Source organism: Calothrix sp. 336/3 (assembly GCF_000734895.2).
In the GTDB taxonomy this organism is placed as follows: Bacteria; Cyanobacteriota; Cyanobacteriia; order Cyanobacteriales; family Nostocaceae; genus 336-3.
The window spans coordinates 3,415,547-3,434,585 of the sequence record NZ_CP011382.1 but is presented as its reverse complement, the minus strand read 5'-3'; the positions used below and the strand labels follow the sequence as shown (position 1 = coordinate 3,434,585).

Genomic DNA, 19,039 nt, shown 5'->3' with positions numbered 1-19,039 from the left:
AACAATCAAGTCCCCTTTAGAGAATTGGAACGCGCACTATGACGCTCCCTATCCGTAACGTCGCTATCATCGCCCACGTAGACCATGGCAAAACTACCTTGGTTGATGCTCTCCTCAAACAATCCGGCATTTTCCGCGAAGGCGAAGACGTTCCGGATTGCGTCATGGACTCCAATACCCTGGAGCGTGAGCGGGGAATTACCATTTTGGCTAAGAATACGGCGGTTAAATATGGCGAAACCCTAATTAACATTGTCGATACCCCTGGACACGCTGACTTCGGCGGAGAAGTTGAACGAGTATTAGGCATGGTAGATGGCTGTATCCTAATTGTGGATGCCAACGAAGGACCAATGCCTCAAACCAGATTCGTGTTAAAAAAAGCACTAGAAAAAGGTTTGCGCCCCATCGTCGTTGTCAACAAAATTGACCGCCCCCAAGCAGAACCCCACTCAGCTATTGACAAGGTTTTAGACCTGTTTTTAGAACTGGGTGCAGATGATGACCAGTGTGATTTTCCTTACCTGTTTGCTTCCGGTCTGACAGGATTCGCAAAAGAGCAATTAGAAGACGAATCCCAGGACATGAAACCCCTGTTTGAGGCGATTTTACGCCATGTTCCACCACCAGTAGGTGATGTGAATAAGCCTTTACAATTGCAAGTTACCACCCTGGATTACTCGGAATACCTGGGACGGATCGTCATCGGTCGGATTCATAACGGTACTATCCGTATGGGTCAACAAGCTGCTTTGGTCACAGAGAATGGTACCATTGTCAAGTCGAAAATTAGCAAGCTGATGGGCTTTGAGGGCTTGAAGCGGGTGGAAATGGAAGAAGCATCTGCTGGTTTCATTGTGGCAGTCGCTGGCTTCGCAGATGCAAATATTGGGGAAACAATTACAGACCCCAACGAACCCCAAGCTTTACCGCTAATTAAGGTTGATGAACCCACCTTACAGATGACTTTCTGGGTGAATGATTCTCCCTTTGCTGGTCAAGAAGGCAAGTTAGTCACCTCTAGACAGGTGCGCGATCGCCTGTTGCGAGAATTGGAAACTAACGTTGCTCTGCGGGTAGAAGAAACTGATTCTCCTGACAAATTCCTTGTTTCTGGACGGGGTGAACTCCACCTCGGTATCTTAATCGAAACCATGCGTCGGGAAGGTTATGAGTTCCAAGTCTCCCAACCCCAGGTAATTTACCGCGAAGTCAACGGACAACCCTGCGAACCTTACGAGCTATTGGTTCTAGACATTCCTGAAGAGGCTGTTGGTAGCTGTATCGAACGTCTGGGACAGCGTAAGGGTGAAATGCAAGATATGCAAGTTGGTGCTAATGGACGCACAAACTTAGAATTCGTGATTCCTGCTCGCGGTTTAATCGGTTTCCGAGGTGAGTTCATCCGCATGAGCAAGGGTGAAGGTATCATGAATCATAGTTTCCTGGAATATCGTTCCTTAAGTGGAGACATTGAAGCTCGCAATAAGGGTGTGCTAATTTCCTTTGAAGAGGGTGTGGCTACTTTCTACGCGATGAAGAACGCAGAAGATAGAGGCTCATTCTTTATCACTCCTGGTACCAAAGTTTACAGGGGTATGATTGTAGGTGAGCATAACCGTCCCCAGGATTTGGAATTGAATGTCTGCAAAACTAAGCAGTTAACTAACCACCGTGCATCTGGTGGGGAAGAATTGGTACAGTTGCAAGCACCCGTAGATATGAGTTTGGAGCGTGCTTTGGAATACATCGGACAAGATGAGTTAGTGGAAGTAACTCCTAAATCAATTCGTCTGCGGAAAATGGCGAAGAAATTAGCAAAAAGATAGTTGTCTGTGAATTTTCCATTAAAAAGTCAGGTGGAAAAAGAGGTGAAACCCTTACCGACGTACAGAAACTTGAATAGTTGATTACACCAGTAGAGACGCAATATATCACGTCTCTATTTTTATGGAATTTTCTGTATCCTGCTATACCAATCCTTTTAATAGTGCTTGGAATTTCAGTTGAATTTCCGCTAGTTCTTTTTCGGGATTGGAACCAGCAACAATACCTGCACCAGCATATAATCGACTGCGATCGCCATCAATTAAAGCTGAACGAATACCAACAATAAACTCACAATTTCCCTTGGTATCTATCCATCCTAGGGGTGCTGCATATAAACCCCTTTCAAAGTTTTCGTAACGTCGGATTTCTCGACAAGCAACTTCTCTAGTCGCACCTGCGACTGCTGGTGTGGGGTGGAGTTGAGTTACTATCTGAAGTGGATGTACAGTATTGGGAACAAGGGCACTAATTGGTGTCCATAGGTGTTGAATATTGGATAATTGTCGCAATCTCGGTGCTAAAAACTGCGGTAATAAACCTAGTTGAGAAAGAGATTGAGTAATAAAATCAATCACTAAATAATGCTCGTGTCTCTCTTTTTCGTTATTTAACAAACGATTGGCATTTATCCTATCTTCTTCCGAGGTTTTACCCCTAGGTGCAGAACCTGCCAAAGCATCGGTAATTAGCTGCTGATTATAAATACTAATTAGTCTTTCGGGACTAGCGCCAATAAAATTTTGTCCCTGACCATTACTGGTAGCAAATATATAACAATTAGGATGGGATTGGCGAAGTTTTTCTAAGGATTGAACTAGGCTAAATTGTCGATGGGATTTTACATCTAAAGCATTAGCTAAAACCACTTTTCTGAGTTGATGTGCATTGATAGTTTCCAAAGCTGAGAATACGGAGCTTTTAAATTCCTCCGGTGTCGCCACAAACTTTTGCTGAAATTTATGCTGGTAATTATCTAAAACGATTTTTGAGTATTTGAGAGCTTGGATGGCTTCGATTTTCTGCCAAAGATTTTTCAGTAATTTTTCGATATCAACTTGGGCATCAATCTTTAAATTTGCTACCAGTAAGCAACGGTTGTCTTTAACTGCGACTTGCCAGCGCGGCAAAAAAATAGTTGCTGGTGAAAAAGGATAATTTAGTTGGGAATTTTCACAGAAAAAGCTAAAGCTACAAAAAAATAGTGGTCGGGAAAATAATTTATCTTGACATCCAAAACTGATAATATTTTTGATACAAAATTTAATAAAGTCTTCTGATTTTGTAAATCTTTCGGAACCCGAAATATGTAATTTCTCAACGGATTCTAAAGCGGCGATCGCTTCCTGTTTAACTTTATTTTCCCAATAGAAATATAATTGATTTGCCTGGGCAAATTTTTCCAAGACTAATAGTGGATCAACTTGATCTATTTCTAGGGCAATACTCGCTATTTGCAAGCAATCATTTTTGAGACAATATCGTTGAGCAGTTAAGAGAAATTGGTATATTTCTTGATTATATACAACGAAGTCAGCAGGACATGGTGAAACTGTCATGGATCTAAAAATAGTAAATTTTTTTGAAGTTATCTTCCAAAACAGTGATAATTCGTGGTCGTATTTCTACAGGTAGCACAAAGAGTCGCTCTTTAACCAGCGTAGCTCTGAGCAGATTTGAGTTTTACGATACCTGAGGTGGTGTCGCTCCATTTCTGGTGAATTTATGTCCTGATGTCAAACTCCCATAGCCAAATTATCCCCCTGAAAGTAGGGCAAAACTCAGATGATAAGGAAAATGTTAATGACAATACTCTTTCGCGGGGAGGTTTTTCCATAGAAGAGAAAATACCTTCGCATTTAATCCCATTTGCATTCAAGATTACCAAAATTTTGCTTGATAATAATTTACATTCACCAGGAGAGTAATTTGTTATCCCTAGGATTGATTGAAATAATATCAATTTTCAGTAATTTAATGGTTCACAACTGATGACTACACAACAAATTTCAAGTAACAAATTATGGCTAGCAGCAATTAAACCCCCTATGTATAGCGTGGCAATTATGCCAATTTGGGTAGGGAATATGATTGCTTTGGGTGAGAAAAAAAATTTTAGCTGGTATATCTTCCTGACATTCTTAGTTGCAGCAATTTTGATTTTAGCTTGGGAAAATCTCAGCAATGATGTGTTTGATTCCGAAACCGGAATTGACAAAAACAAGCATCACTCCTTAGTGAATTTAACCGGGAATAAACGGTTGATTTTTTGGCTGGGAAACTTTTGTTTATTTTGCGGTTTATTAGGAATAGCTGCAATTACCTGGTGGCAACAAGACTTGACAGTAGTTGTAACAATTTTAGCCTGTTGCGTTTTGGGCTACTTTTACCAAGGTCCCCCTTTCCGTCTAGGATATCAAGGTTTAGGGGAAATTCTCTGTTTTTTTGCCTTTGGTCCCTTGGGTACATCAGCTGCATATTACAGTCAAACCCAAAGCTGGTCAATGTTGAGTTTAGCAGCTTCTGTGATTGTGGGCATTGCCACCACCTTAATTCTATTTTGTTCCCACTTTCATCAAGTAGAAGATGATATTGCTGCGGGAAAGCGATCGCCAGTTGTACGATTGGGTACAGCAACAGCAGCAAAAGTTCTCACCATTGCGGTTATCAGTATTTATATTTTCACAGCTTTATTTGTAATTCTTGGTATATTTCCGCACTGGACTTTGTTAAGTTTCTTGAGTTTACCCAGTGCTTGGAAGTTATGTCGTCACGTTCAAGACAATCATTACTTACCAGAAAAAGTCAGCAATTCTAAGTTTATTGCGGTTGCTGTACATTTCTGGTGTTGTTTATTTTTGGGCATCGGTTTTGTGATTTAATTAATATGTTGCTAATGAATTATTGAATTTACCATTGTGGGAATATCTTCGATTTTTGACAATTGATAGTTATGACTAATCACTATCAATTTACATTTCGTTGTTACCAACGTAAATTTATTCAACCAGTGATTACTAGTTATGGCAAATGGCAATATCGTCGAGGTATTGTAATTAGATTAACTGATGATAGGGGTAAAATAGGTTGGGGAGAAATTGCACCTATTCCCTGGTTTGGTTCCGAGAAAATTACCGCAGCATTGGCTTTTTGTCGGGAAATTAATACCCCAATATCTAGAGAAGAAATTCTGGCAATTCCTTCTAAATTACCTGCTTGTCAGTTTGCTTTTGAATCTGCACTGGAGGAAATAGAAAATCATCTGTTGATAAATTTGCCTGACTTAGAGTGTAGTGGATTGTTACCTGCTGGAGATGCAGCGTTAACCATGGCAAAAAGCTTGTATCAGCAAGGATATAAAACTTTTAAATGGAAAATTGCTGTTTATCCTGTGGATTGGGAAATTGATATTTTACACCGCTTAATTGAGAGTTTACCACTAGGGATAAAATTACGTCTTGATGCGAATGGGGGGCTAAATCTCGCTAGTACTAAGCAATGGTTAGAAACCTGTGAGCAGATAAATCGACAGTATCAGATTATCGAATTTATAGAACAACCTTTACCAGTTAATTGCTTTGATGAAACCTTGGGATTAAGTCATGATTTTTCCGTCAAAATTGCCCTTGATGAGTCTGTTGCTAATCTCTCACAACTTATCAAAGTTTATCACCAAGGTTGGCAAGGAATTTACGTAGTGAAGGCAGGAATTTTTGGTTCCCCCTCACGTTTGGGTGATTTTTTGCGGCGATCGCCCCTTGATTGTGTCTTCTCTTCTGTATTTGAAACATCGATTGGCAGAAAATCAGCATTAAATCTGGCAAAGAAATTATCTGCTCCCAATCGTGCTGTAGGTTTTGGTATTCATCATTACTTTGCTGAAGATGAAATCCAGTGGATAAATCAGTTATGGTAAGAAGTTTAGTTAATAGAATAGATAAGCTAAATCAGTTTGCATCATCTTTGATTTGCGCTGAGAATCATCTTCTACCTGAGTATGTTCAGAGCTATTATCAAGAGTTAAAAATATATAATTCCCAGGGAATTTCCCCCCAAATCATCTTAGCTGAAAAAAATCCTGTCAGATTTCTAGCAGGTTTTCTCGCAGCTAATATGGCAAATTGTAATATTTTTTTAGGTAACTATGATTGGGGTGAGAGGGAGTGGGAGCAAGTAGTTAATTTAGTCGAACCGGATATTATTTGGGGAATAGATAATCGAGAAATACCTCAGAAAAGAAAAGAGGAATATATCCAGAGAAATCAGATTATGATTCCTACGGGGGGTTCCTCAGGCAAAATCAAATTTGCTGTACATACTTGGGAAACACTCACAGCATCAGTTCAAGGATTTCAAGAATATTTTCAAACAGCACAAGTTAACTCTGTTTGTACCTTACCTTTATACCATGTTAGTGGACTTATGCAATTTATGCGTAGTTTTCTTACTGGTGGCAAATTGGTTATTTTACCTGGAAAAAATTTAGAATTACATTCTCAAGATTATCAATTTGGGAATAATTTCTTCATTTCCTTAGTTCCCACCCAACTAGGAAGAATATTACAAAATTTAGAATTAACTAACTGGTTATCTCAGTTTAATACAGTACTTGTGGGTGGTGCTGCTACCAATGAAGAATTATTAACAAAAGCTAGGGAAAAAAAAATTTCCATTGCTCTTACCTACGGAATGACAGAAACTGCATCTCAAATTGTCACTCTCAAACCAGAGGATTTTCTTGCGGGTAATAATTCTGTTGGGAAGGTACTCCCCCACGCAAAAGTCACAATTCATCCCCAAACAAAGACAATTAGTATTCAATCTCAATCATTAACTTTAGGATATTATCCTTTGAATACTCATATTTCACCCTCTATTTGGCATACCGATGATATGGGTTTTTGGGACGAAAGGGGATATTTACATATCATTGGTAGAAATAGTGATAAGATTATTACTGGGGGAGAAAATGTTTATCCTGTGGAAATTGAGTCTGTAATTAGAGACACAGGAATGGTGCAGGATGTTTGTGTAGTTGGGATTCCAAATTTAGAATGGGGACAGGTAATAACTGCTATTTACACAGTTAATCATTTCTCTGTTTCTGAGGATAAAATTAAAAGTTCTATTCAAAATAAGTTGAGCAGATTTAAAATTCCTAAGTATTGGTTGTTGGTAGATGAAATACCACGTAATGCTCAAGGTAAAGTCAATCGAGGTAGTTTAGAATCAATCGCCAAAGAATTAATAGAAAGGAATAATTGAGAATCGGATAAGAGTATATTTTAATTAATTAGCCAATTATGGATATATTCGGGTAATGGTGTCTTTTTCCTACTCCCAGTATCAATACATACGTGTCGTGTTAATGCTTTTGCCGCTAATTTTTCTTCCTGAAATATTTCGTAGGTAATTTCAAACTTATCTATAGTTAATTGTGTTGATTGCAGATGAATTGATATTTGATCACCACAGTGTAAAGGATAGAAAAAATCAACATAAGCGTGAACAATCGGAAAAGCAATTATTTTGGGTGTGAAAAAATCTTGAATCTGAATTCCGGAGAATGCGAGAGATTCTTCATATGCTTCATGGCAAATATTTAAAACATTTGCAAAATATACTACACCTGCGGCATCTGTATCTGCAAATCTGATTGTACGTGGATAGACAAAATCCATGTTTAGCTGAGAAAGCGAGTTTTTGAGATTTTAGTAATTATTAAAATCATACTGGATTGGGGAGACACCAGATTTATGCTTTCAAAGGTTGATAAATATCTGGGGAAGAGGGGTTAAGGTATGGATGGTGTAAATCAATATCTAACCAAGCAAAGTGTTGCTCGATAAGTTCTATTTTCTCACTAGAAGAATTATTTCCCTGTTGCCAAGCTTCAAATAATGCATTAGCAACTATTTGACAACGGTTAATACCAAAAGTTTCCTGGGGGGAGAATTTTTTAAGCGGTAATTCTGCAAAACTCATACCTGGTGCGAGAAACTTGGTAAATAGAGGAGTCTGTGGTTGAAAATGATGGCGAGATTCTGGATATATGGTTTGCAGGATTTCCCGAATCAGAGGATATTCGGCAATTGGAAAATATAGTTTGCCAGAGTCAAAACAATGATAGGCTTGGGGATGATAGGGGACTTGAAATTCAAAAGTAATTTTGGCTGCATTAAGTTCTTGTGTCAAAGCTGCCATGAGAGCGATCGCCCCTTTAGAGGTAATATTTAAGTATATTTGCCCAGCATCATTGTTTGATTTGCTATCCTGTACATCACTAAGGGCAACATAACAGTTATTTTGTAAGCGGTTTTTTGGCATCCACAGAGCAACTTCCTCTCCTGCATGACTAGACTTTTTTTGCAGATGACGAGGATTTTCGACATAGATGTTTAACCCATCTTTGGTTATTGCCATACTACCATCTGGCTCTTTACGTATTACCTGCCACCCAGCATCAAAGTAACCAATCCCGCTATTACTACTATGTAACTCTTCGTAAAATGCTTGATCGATAGTTAATTTTGTTTCTAAGTCTTCGTAGATGCAAACATGATTCACTTCAGGATTAATTGCTAAGGTACTACACAGAGAACCATCATAATAAATGCCGTGAATAAAATGTCGCAGCAGCAACTTATAAAACTTATCTTGTAGCCCTTGGTCGAGGTGGGGTATTCTTTGTAATAATTGATTGGATAAAGTTAAGGGTTGGTAGTATGGATGGAAAATTGTGAAATTCTTATCTATCTGAATATTAGTAGCAATATCCAGTAAAGTATCTAGTAATTGATAGGCAGATGTATCTGGCATACGAATTTATGTGTAAATGATGAAATATCAAGTCATATTGCCAATCAAATGACTCATTAAAGAGCAGAATAAAATATATGTGAGATATATCCTATCCTGTATATTTCATCATTTATCCGGGGGCTAACAACCGCGTAGACGGGTTTTTTCGTAGTAAAGAGGCACTAAATTTGATTCCCTTTCTACTGACAATGATTGGTTAAATTTGAGGAATGGTTGAATAATTTCTGACGCAGAAATACCAAAGATAGTTTCTACTAAATTTTGGGGAAAGGTGAGGCAATTTTGAGCAAATTGCAGTGTAGCCAAACCCCGATTGTTAAAAATCTTTTTCTGTTTAATCTCTGTTTTTTGTCTTTGAATCAGTACCAAACCAACAAATTTAATTAAGTCTGTCAATAAATCTTGGCGATGGTTAAGAATGACAGGAAAACTCTCTATATAGGCTTGAACTAATGCCAAAATACTCGGTTGTAATCTCTCTAAAGGAACGATAGCTAAATCGAGAGATTCTGATAAATCTAGGGTGGGATCTACAATTAAACTATCTAGCCACACTCGCAGATAACTAGCAACTAAACCTGCTAAATCATAGATGGGATCTCCCCAGTTAACTGCTTCCCAGTCTATTAACCGCACCAGACAGTCATCTAAACTCTCCCATCGGGAATGTAGCAGGATATTGTGGAAATTCAAGTCATTATGAGTCAGACAACAGGGATTCCATGTATAGGCTAACTCGGCGATCGCCCCTTCTAAACTTTCATCCCGTTGATAGGAGCGATAAAACTCCCACGCTTCCCTAGGAATTTGCCCAAAATCCTCTGGTATCAGTGATTCTACACCTTGAGCCGGATTGTAAAAATAGTAACGGTACTCCCCCTGGGGAGCAGTTGCCATAAAATCTCGATATTCCCGACGGTTATAGGTAGCGCGGTGGAGTATCCCCAAACTGCCACCAATTGCAGTTGCGATTTCTAGGGGAAAAATTTGATGCTGATGATAAAAGCTAGCTAACTCGACATAATCTGTGAGGTAGTTACGGACAAGTATTGACTTTTCAGGAGAAAAATGCAGTACTAGTGAGCTAATTTGGGAAATATTGCCTAATACTGGGAACTGCTGTAACAGCTGATGAAATAACCACTCATTGAAAAAATCCTGGGGAATCCCATCTGTGAACTCTCCTGCTTGTTTCACCAAGAGAGTGCGATCGCCCCCTAAAGTGACAACAAAATTGAGATTTTTACTCCAACTCTCAGGTAATTCAGCGTCAGCAGATGCGCCATCTTCTGAGCTACACAGACCTGCTTCTTGCAGATGCTGGATAACATTATAAGAAGACAGTGATAATACCATGTATTATGTCCTAGTTAGTCAATTTATGGAAAAATAGCTATCTGATTGGGGGAAAAATCAGTACTACTGCATAGATAGCAACAAGTACTATGATACCGTTGATATTAATACAATACATTAATATCTTGTTTTTCAGAGAAAAAGTTGCCAAAATGCCAGAGGTCGCTTAATCTTTGCTTTAAATTGTTTGTATATAACTATCAAAAGTTTAAAATTTTTCGTCCTATTTATGCTATCCCCTTTGGGGAGGCGGTACCAAGGCTGGAAGCAGTCCCAAGCAGGGAATTACCAGGGATTTCAGGTTTTATAGCAGATAGGGTTTTCCTGGGATAAGGGCTGGATCATCTTCCTTGATATCCCATGACAATCCGACAATTAACAGATTGCTTTTTGAGATTTTCATGAAGTCTTATTAAACTTTTAAACAATCAATTTTTGTGAAGCTAAATATCCGGCGATCGCCATAGTTATCTACTTCACCATAACTTGAGAGGTCGGTGTATATCGCCACAATTGATATAGTTTATTTGCAGGCATGGTTAAGTATAAAATATCTCCTCCAGACAGATGAGTTTCTAACAAATCCCACCCATGAATTGTCTGATAAGTTGTTTCTAAATACATAGGTACAAAGTCAGCTGACATTGCTGCGTCTTTGACTCTTTGCCCACAAAAAGGATGGGAAGGAGTAATTAAAGTAGCAAAGGCAACCCAAAGAGTATCAGCAGTAATACCGTTACCTAAAATACGTCCACCGAGGGCAGCCGCCGCAAAAGCAGGAGCAGCTAATTCGGCAGGGCTAAGAACCGCTTCAAAATCAAAAACCTGTTGTGCCATCCGGGCAAAATCAGGATCTGTGTAGTGAACAATAACTGGCACTTTAGGTGTTAAAGCTTTGGCTTTCAGGGCAATCTCGATATTAATGGCATCGTTACCAGTGACAGCTAAAACCGCCGCCGCAGATTTGACATTCGCTGCTTGTAATGTGGCGGTGAAACTCCCATCGGCATGGATAATGGGAATACTTAAACTCCGGGCACTGTTGACATATTTATTATTTCCGTCAGGCTCAATTACCACGACTTCGTGCCCACTAGCGTGGAGCTGCTGCACAATCTTTAAACCTAAACCACCCAAACCACAAACAATATAATGATGGCGATGGGGAACGGTGGCAGCATCCCAAAACTGTTTAAAGCGTGTACCCAGGATAAAGTCATTCAGTAGGGCATACCAAATCCCAAATACAGCTGCCCCAACTAACATCATGACTACGGTGAAGATTTTAATACTATCAGGTGCTTTTTCAATCACTTGGTCATTACCACCCGCCCCAGTAATCATCCCCACGGAAAAATATAAGGCATCCACCACAGACAAGTTCATTTCCGCCGAGACATAGGTAAGAGTAGCAATCATGACAATTACCATCACGACTACTGCCCCAGCTAGTACTGATTGGGCATGGTGTTTAAATTGTCGTAAACTTGTGAAAACCTTTAGTAGCTTGGCAAACATAGATTTGCGGACACTACGAACACGGGGTTGGGTTCCCACAATCAGGCGATCGCCCACCTTTAATCTTTGCCCCGCAATCATGGCGGAGACTAAATCAATATCCCCCTCCACAGGTAAGTAATAAATCAACATCCGCGATCGATCTTCCCATAACTCACTCAGTAGACGACCTCGCCACTTATGGTTATCATCTATACGTTCCTCATGGATGGGCCAAGTTTCCTGAAACAGTTTTAATTGTCCAATCGCCTGATTTCCCAAAGCCGCAAAGGCAAAAACTGGTGCAGCTAAACCCGCCACACTCATGCTTAAATGGTCAGAGAGAGCTTGATCCAAACGCTCTCCCAAACTACTATTAAAAAATCGATTAATAATCCGAATCCGAGGATTTAAAACCCGCGCTTGCATAACAATCCACAGGTTAATGGCATCGTCACCACCTGCAATTACCAAAGCGTGTGCCTGCTGAATCCCAGCTGCTTTTAAGGTGCTGGCGGCGTGTAACTCACCGATAATCACATCACCAGCCCGCTCTCCGGGGATCGAGTGATGATGGACACCTGTAACTAATGCCCCTTGCTGCCGCAGCAAACGAAAAATCTTGTATCCGGTACGTCCTAAACCGCAAACTATAATTCGAGGTTTCATGCAAAAGCAGCGTAATGTGTAAAGAAAGCTGCGTCATCTGGTTAAAGATATCGATTTACATTTTCACTTATATATTGAAAGAATAACTGTAACTGAAAGTACGATAAATCTGTTAATGGGTAATGCTTGCCGTGAGCGGAGTCGAACGGGAGAATGGGGAATGGGGAATGGGGAATGGGTAATGGGTAAGGCAATATTTAACAGATAACAGTTAACGGTTAACCGCTCACAGAAAAGAGAAACATCCTTTTCTCCCTGCCTTCTGGCTTCACGTATACTGGAAAATTTCTATCCTTTGATAACTTCAGGAAGATTTTATGACTTACGATTATGATTTATTCGTTATCGGTGCGGGTTCTGGTGGATTAGCCGCTTCTAAACGTGCTGCTAGCTATGGGGCAAAGGTAGCGATCGCGGAAAATGATTTAGTCGGTGGTACCTGTGTGATTCGTGGTTGTGTCCCCAAAAAGCTCATGGTATACGCTTCTCACTTTCCGGCTTTGTTTACAGATGCGGCAGGGTACGGCTGGGAAGTAGGGGAATACAATTTAGATTGGGAAAAATTCATCACATCCATTGATAACGAAGTTCGCCGACTGTCAAAATTACATATTAGTTTTCTAGAAAAAGCTGGGGTACAGTTAATCTCTGGTCGTGGTACCCTGATTGATGCCCACACCGTGGAAGTAGACGGCAAAAAATACACCACTGAGAAAATTTTAATTGCTGTGGGTGGTCGTCCGGTGAAACCAGATTTACCGGGAATGGAACACGCAATCACTTCCAATGAAATTTTTCATCTCCAGGAAAAGCCCCAGCATATCGCCATCATCGGTGCTGGTTACATTGGCACAGAATTCGCTTGTATTATGCGGGGTTTGGGTTGTCAGGTGACACAAATTATCCGCAAAGACTTAATTCTCAAGGGTTTTGACGATGATATCCGCAACAATATCCAAGAAGGGATGATTCAACACGGGATTAACATTGTTAAAAATGCGGTGGTGCAATCCTTAGAGAAAACCCCAGAAGGTATAAAAATCAACTTTGCCGACGAGAATCAGCCAGCGATAACTGCCGATGTCTTCTTAGCTGCCACCGGGAGAACCCCCAATGTGGACGGTTTAGGCTTAGAAAATGCCGGAGTGGAAATGGTTTCCAGCCAGTTGGAGGGACCTGGATATAAATCTACCCAGGCGATCGCGGTGAATGAATCGAGTCAAACATCCCAGTCAAATATCTACGCTGTCGGTGATGTTACGGATAGAATCAACCTCACTCCAGTAGCAATTGGGGAAGGCAGAGCCTTTGCGGATAGTGAATTTGGCAATAACCGCCGCCTCTTCAGTCACGAAACCATTGCCACTGCTGTGTTTTCCACCCCCGAAGCAGCCACAGTCGGCTTAACGGAAGCAGAAGCCAAGAAAAAATACGGTGAAGATAATGTAACTATTTTTCGTACCCGTTTTCGCCCCATGTACTACACCTTGACGGGGAAAGACGAGAAAACCATGATGAAGTTGGTAGTGGAAACAGCCACCGAAAAGATTCTCGGAGCGCATATGGTGGGAGAAAACGCCGCCGAAATCATTCAAGGAGTGGCGATCGCGGTGAAAATGGGAGCCACCAAAGCCGATTTTGATGCTACCGTCGGCATCCACCCCAGCGCTGCGGAGGAATTTGTCACCATGCGTTAGGGTAATACCTACGTGTCAAGATGAAATATCTATAAACCCCACCTCAATTCTCGCATTCGCTTGAATTTCCCCTTCTCGATTTCGGGGAGGGGATAAAAGGGGAGGGGTAAAGTGACTGTGGGTTCAGCCTTTGGCTTGACAGCTATAATGGCAAGCTACGCGATCGCAATGACATTACTCATTAACATCACGTTGGGATGAGAGAACTGGGAATGCCATTCTTCTTACAGGAGAAGAAATTTTGATTGGGATATACCCAAATGGAAATTGGAGGTTTGTCAGTGAAATCTGATTTTCGAGCAATGACGTTGTTTGAAAAGTCATGTTTGATGTATCAAATGTTTTTTACCCCGCCCTAACCCTCCCCTTGCAAAGGGGAGGGAACCGGATTTTTCTTGCTTCCACCCTTTACAAGGGGGGACTAAGGGGGGTAAAAATGTTATAAAAATGACAAGATACCACTTTTCAAACATCCTCTAACCCAACCTACAAATGCTTTTTAAGGAAGGCTAGAAGAGCTTCTCAGCAGCTAAATATCACAATCCTCTTAATTTTGGATAAAGTCGAAAATAGAAAATAAAAATACCTATTCCCCTTGTTTCCAGGAGTTGCATAAATTGCAATACATCTACCTTCATGGTTTTGCCTCTAGCCCTAATTCTGCGAAGGCGAAATATTTCCGCGATCGCTACTCTCAACTTTCCCTTTCCCTAGATATCCCCGACTTAAATCAAGGTGATTTTTCCCACCTGACTATTACTCGGCAAATTCAGCAAATTAGTTCCCAGTTTTCTGAACCATCATCGCAGGTGACATTAATTGGTTCCAGTTTAGGAGGATTAACTTCTGCCCTAATTGCAGAAAAATATCACCAGGTACAACAGTTAATTTTACTTGCTCCTGCCTTTGATTTTCTTTCCCACTGGTTGCCGAAATTAGGAGAGGAAAAAGTTAAAAATTGGCAGGAAGAAAATTATATCAATGTCTATCACTACGGGGAAAAACAAGAATTGCCTCTCAGTTATGATTTCATCCTAGATGCCCAGCAATATCATGATAAAAAATTGCAGCGTTCCCTACCAACCTTAATTTTCCATGGTATCCATGACGAAGTTATCCCCATTCAAGCAAGTCGTAACTATGCCAAAAACCGCCCTTGGGTAAAATTGGTGGAGTTAGATAGCGATCATGCTTTAGATAATGTTTTGGCAGAAATTTGGCAAGGAATCAAACAACATCACAATTTTTTTGATTCTCAAAAAACTGTATAATCTGGATTCTGGGAGTGAAATTATGTTTTCTGTGAATTAGAAACGCCTCTTATCTCATCAGAGTTTCAAAGCTTAATTTCCTACTCATTACTCATAAATTGCATCCCCAATCGAGAATATTTATGTTGCCATTTATTCGTCCAGATTTAGCCAAGTTCAGTGCCTATAAACCTCATCCTGGAAGTGATAATGCTGAACCAGTACAACCGACGCAAATTGATAGATTAGATACTAACGAAAGTCCCTATGATTTGCCTAGTGAACTTAAGGAAAAGCTAGCATGGAACTATCAGCAAATTATTGAGAGTAACCGTTATCCTGATGGTGGGCATGAAGAATTAAAGAGGGCGATCGCCGAATATGTCAACGAATCTGCCCATCTTGCTGCCTCTAGCATTACTTCTGAGCATATTTCTGTGGGTAACGGTTCTGATGAACTCATCCGCTCCCTATTAATTGCTACCTGTCTGCATCAGGGTGCAATTTTGGTTGCTCACCCCACCTTTTCCATGTATGCAATCTTGGCACAAACCCTTGGTATTCCCGTTGTCACCGTACCGAGAAACTCAGATAATTTTGCCATAGATATCAATGCTGCCCAAAGTGCCATAGAATCAACCCAAAATCCCCCCATCCGGGCAGTTTTTGTGGTGCATCCCAATTCCCCCACAGCCAATGCTCTCACCGATGCTGAAATATCTTGGTTAAAAAGTTTACCAAGGGAAATATTAGTCGTGATTGACGAGGCATATTTTGAATTTAGTCAAAGCAGCCTAGTTGGTGAGATATTACACCATGAGAACTGGACAGTTCTACGGACTTTTTCTAAAGCTTTTCGTCTGGCGGCACATCGTGTAGGTTACTGTATTGCCCATCCAGAACTGATTGCCATTTTAGAGAAAGTGCGTTTACCTTACAACCTACCTAGCTTTTCCTTAGCAGCAGCGATCGCGGCAATGCAAAACCGCCAATTATTACTCGCAAGTATCTCTGAAACCTTGACGGAAAGAGACAAGATGATTGCCCATCTCTCTGCCAATCCCAGTTTTCAAGTTTGGGATAGTACAACTAATTTTATCTTTCTCCGTCCGGTGACAGGGGATGCATCCTCTTTAAAACAACTACATCAGCAATTGAAAGCCCAAGGAACCTTAGTTAGGGAAATCAATCAGGGTTTACGCATCACTATTGGAACACCAGCAGAGAATAGCCGTACCCTGGAACGATTGCAAGCAGCAAGATGACTCCCTAATTTTTACTCCCTCCTACTCTGCACTGGTAACAACTTCTGGTTGGGGGGTGCTTGTCTGTGCAATAGCTTCTGGTTGGGGGGCGCTTTCTGGTTCAGGTAAACCATACATGGAGCGGTAGAGTGCATCATACTGTTTCGCTGATTGATACCAACTGAAGTCTTGATTCATTCCCCTCTGCTGCATTGCTTGCCACTGGGGTTTATAACGGAAACCTTCCCAAGCACGAATCATACAGGTGAATAAATCTAGGGGTTCGTAGCGGTCAAAACAGTAACCAGTACCCGCTTCATTCATGGGGTCATGGTGAGATACAGTATCTACAAGCCCTCCCGTACGCCGCACAATGGGAACAGAACCATAGCGTAGTGCCATCATTTGGCTAATTCCACAGGGTTCAAAGCGACTCGGCATTAGGAATACATCTGTACCAGCATAGATGCGACGGGCAAGGGCATCATTGTAGAGTAGGTAGGTTGCCATTCTCCCTGGATAGCGGGATGCCATCTGCCACATTTGACTTTCATAGTAGCGATCGCCAGTTCCCAGTAAAACAAATTGAGCATCGGTATATGCCATAAACCGATCCAAAATCTGTAACACTAAGTCAATGCCTTTTTGCTCGACTAACCGCGTCACCATACCGATTAAGAAGGCGTTACTATTAACTTCTAAACCGACTTCCTCCTGCAAGGAGACTTTATTTGCCTTGCGTTTGTCGAGAGTCTCAGTGCTAAAACTTTGAGCAATATATTTATCAGTGGTAGGGTCGTAAACATCCGTATCAATACCGTTAATAATCCCTGATAACTTACCACTAATAAACGACATTAACCCTTCTAATTCTTCACCATAACTAGCTGTCTTAATTTGCTCTGCATAGGTGGGAGAAACAGTATTCACCCTATCTGCAAACTGCACAGCTGCCGCCATGGTGTTATGTCCCTGCATATACCAAGGACACCAGGTAATCTTCTCTAGATACCAACGCCAAGGACCTTGATAGGCAAGGTTGTGAATGGTAAATACAGTACTAATATCGGGAGATTGGTGCATCCAGACGGGAATCATTCCCGTGTGCCAATCATGACAATGAACAATCTCTGGTTTCCAATAATTCCAGCAAAACTCTGCCGCTCCATTGGCAAAGAGGGTAAAGCGCCAAGCTTCATCCTCTCCGGCGTAGATGCGACGGGGATTAAAAGCAGGATGTCCGAATAAATACAATGGAACATCCGTACCAGGCAGAACTGTTTCGTAGACTGCAAAGTCTTGGAACATGGCATAGCCCTTCCAGATTGATTCCTTGGGGATTTCCATTTTGTCTGGCAAAAAGCCGTAGTAAGGCATGAATATACGGACATCATGCCCCATTTTTCTCAAGACTTTGGGTAGCGCTCCCACCACATCACCCATACCGCCGACTTTTGCCACGGGTGCTGCTTCTGCTGCTACAAATAGAATCCGCATGGTAATTTACTTTTCCCCGATTAGTCAATGGTTAATGGTCAACAGTTAATTATGGTAGGGAATGGGGGAAATCGGGAATGGCTCTTGACTAATTCCCAAAATTATCCTCATCATTCACCACCGATGACTTAGCACTTACTTCAAACCGCGTTGAATTTCGGCGAAGATTTCCTCTAGGATGGGTTGCGCTCCCTGTTGCCGTAAAAGCTGGGCAAGTTCTGTGCCGATTTTTTCTGCTTCTGCGGCTTTGCCTGTAACAGTATCTTTCACTAATTGAGTGCCGTCAATACTGGCAACAACCCCAGTCAAGGCTAAATTCTCACCATCAATCTCAGTATTTACACCGATAGGCACTTGACAACCACCTTCTAAGTCACGCAGAAATGCCCGTTCTGCCAGACAGCGATCGCGGGTAGGAGGGTGTTCAATAGCTTTCAGGAGGGAGATTAAGTCTACATCATCGGCACGACATTCGATGCCAAGAGCGCCTTGTCCGACAGCATGGAGAGAGACTTCCTTGGGGATGACTTGATGGACGCGATCGCCCATTCCCAAGCGTTGTAACCCAGCAGCAGCGAGAATCAGCGCATCATATTCCCCAGCATCCAATTTTGCCAAGCGAGTATTTAAATTCCCCCGCACATCTTTAAAGGTAAAGTGGGGATATTTGTTGCGTAATTGCGCTAACCGTCGCAGAGAGGAAGTACCAATCACAGCACCAGCAGGAAGGGTATCGAGCTGCTTGTCTTGATGTTTTTCATGAACTACTAAAGCATCGGCGGGATTTTCCCGTTCGGTAATGGCAGCTAAGGCTAAACCTTCCGGTAAGCGAGTCGGCAAATCCTTTAAGGAATGTACCGCGAAATCGATTTCCCGGTTAATCATTCCCACTTCCAATTCCTTAGTAAACAATCCCTTGTCACCTATCTTGGCAAGTGCCACATCCAGGATTTTATCCCCTTGGGTAGACATGGTATGGACTTCAAAATTGATATCGGGGAAACTTTTCTCAAGTTCTGCTTTCACCCAATAAGTCTGAACCAGAGCAAGTTGACTTTTACGCGAACCAATGCGAATTGTACGAGGTGGAGAAACAACAGATGTCATAAGTCAGTTTGTCAAAGTGCCAAGATAAATTCACTCTCATCTAGACTACCGCCTAAAGGAATTCAAAATGCAA

The 19,039-nt window shown here is 41.3% G+C and carries 14 protein-coding genes and 1 pseudogene; 8 read left to right on the top strand and 7 right to left on the bottom strand.

Going from position 1 to position 19,039, the window contains the following annotated elements:
• The first annotated feature begins 38 nt into the window (after positions 1–38).
• Positions 39–1,829, top strand: a complete 1,791-nt coding sequence (gene typA / locus IJ00_RS14540; RefSeq protein ID WP_035154137.1) for a translational GTPase TypA — start codon at positions 39–41, stop codon at positions 1,827–1,829.
• A gap of 141 nt (positions 1,830–1,970) precedes the next feature.
• Here typA and IJ00_RS14535 read toward each other — a convergent pair whose 3' ends face one another.
• Positions 1,971–3,386: an isochorismate synthase MenF gene (locus IJ00_RS14535; RefSeq protein ID WP_035154134.1), complete on the bottom strand. Its 1,416-nt coding sequence runs from the start codon at positions 3,384–3,386 to the stop codon at positions 1,971–1,973.
• Between the two features lie 432 nt (positions 3,387–3,818).
• Here IJ00_RS14535 and menA point away from each other — a divergent pair, with 432 nt between their 5' ends.
• From menA to IJ00_RS14515, 3 genes are all read left to right on the top strand, one after another.
• A complete protein-coding gene (gene menA, locus IJ00_RS14525; protein WP_035154130.1) occupies positions 3,819–4,709 on the top strand; it encodes a 2-carboxy-1,4-naphthoquinone phytyltransferase in 891 nt (296 codons plus the stop codon).
• A gap of 71 nt (positions 4,710–4,780) precedes the next feature.
• On the top strand, positions 4,781–5,743 hold the full coding sequence (locus IJ00_RS14520) for an o-succinylbenzoate synthase (protein ID WP_035154128.1): 963 nt from the start codon (positions 4,781–4,783) through the stop codon (positions 5,741–5,743).
• The gene (locus IJ00_RS14515; protein ID WP_035154126.1) at positions 5,737–7,092 is read left to right on the top strand and encodes a 2-succinylbenzoate--CoA ligase; all 1,356 of its coding nucleotides are present in this window, start codon (positions 5,737–5,739) and stop codon (positions 7,090–7,092) included. The genes IJ00_RS14520 and IJ00_RS14515 overlap by 7 nt, the downstream gene beginning before the upstream one ends.
• A gap of 20 nt (positions 7,093–7,112) precedes the next feature.
• Here IJ00_RS14515 and IJ00_RS14510 read toward each other — a convergent pair whose 3' ends face one another.
• The 4 genes from IJ00_RS14510 to IJ00_RS14495 all read right to left on the bottom strand — a co-directional run bounded on the left by IJ00_RS14510 (position 7,113) and on the right by IJ00_RS14495 (position 12,171).
• On the bottom strand, positions 7,113–7,508 hold the full coding sequence (locus IJ00_RS14510) for a thioesterase family protein (protein ID WP_035154124.1): 396 nt from the start codon (positions 7,506–7,508) through the stop codon (positions 7,113–7,115).
• 73 nt (positions 7,509–7,581) lie between these two features.
• Positions 7,582–8,646 carry a T3SS effector HopA1 family protein gene (locus IJ00_RS14505; protein WP_035154121.1) on the bottom strand — a complete coding sequence of 355 codons (1,065 nt, stop codon included), beginning with the start codon at positions 8,644–8,646 and terminating at the stop codon, positions 7,582–7,584.
• Between the two features lie 123 nt (positions 8,647–8,769).
• Complete coding sequence (locus tag IJ00_RS14500; protein WP_035154119.1) at positions 8,770–10,005, bottom strand: aminoglycoside phosphotransferase family protein; 1,236 nt, start codon at positions 10,003–10,005, stop codon at positions 8,770–8,772.
• A gap of 471 nt (positions 10,006–10,476) precedes the next feature.
• A complete protein-coding gene (locus tag IJ00_RS14495) occupies positions 10,477–12,171 on the bottom strand; it encodes a TrkA family potassium uptake protein (RefSeq protein ID WP_035154117.1) in 1,695 nt (564 codons plus the stop codon).
• Positions 12,172–12,488: 317 nt separating this feature from the next.
• On the opposite strand from IJ00_RS14495, the gene gor reads away from it, so the two are divergent.
• The 4 genes and pseudogenes from gor (at position 12,489) to IJ00_RS14480 (ending at position 16,383) form a co-directional block, all read left to right on the top strand.
• Complete coding sequence (gor, locus tag IJ00_RS14490) at positions 12,489–13,868, top strand: glutathione-disulfide reductase (RefSeq protein ID WP_035154115.1); 1,380 nt, start codon at positions 12,489–12,491, stop codon at positions 13,866–13,868.
• Positions 13,869–14,070: 202 nt separating this feature from the next.
• Positions 14,071–14,160, top strand: a pseudogene (locus IJ00_RS30175) (hypothetical protein); the annotation flags it as partial.
• A 325-nt stretch (positions 14,161–14,485) separates the two neighbouring features.
• On the top strand, positions 14,486–15,139 hold the full coding sequence (locus IJ00_RS14485; RefSeq protein ID WP_046814822.1) for a YqiA/YcfP family alpha/beta fold hydrolase: 654 nt from the start codon (positions 14,486–14,488) through the stop codon (positions 15,137–15,139).
• A gap of 122 nt (positions 15,140–15,261) precedes the next feature.
• Entirely contained in the window at positions 15,262–16,383 is a 1,122-nt protein-coding gene (locus IJ00_RS14480; protein WP_035154114.1) for a histidinol-phosphate transaminase, read from the top strand.
• Positions 16,384–16,404: 21 nt separating this feature from the next.
• Here the strand turns inward: IJ00_RS14480 and glgA are convergent, their stop codons facing one another.
• Positions 16,405–17,859: a glycogen synthase GlgA gene (glgA, locus tag IJ00_RS14475; RefSeq protein ID WP_035154113.1), complete on the bottom strand. Its 1,455-nt coding sequence runs from the start codon at positions 17,857–17,859 to the stop codon at positions 16,405–16,407.
• 135 nt (positions 17,860–17,994) lie between these two features.
• A complete protein-coding gene (gene hemC, locus IJ00_RS14470) occupies positions 17,995–18,966 on the bottom strand; it encodes a hydroxymethylbilane synthase (protein ID WP_035154112.1) in 972 nt (323 codons plus the stop codon).
• Positions 18,967–19,039 lie beyond the last annotated feature (73 nt).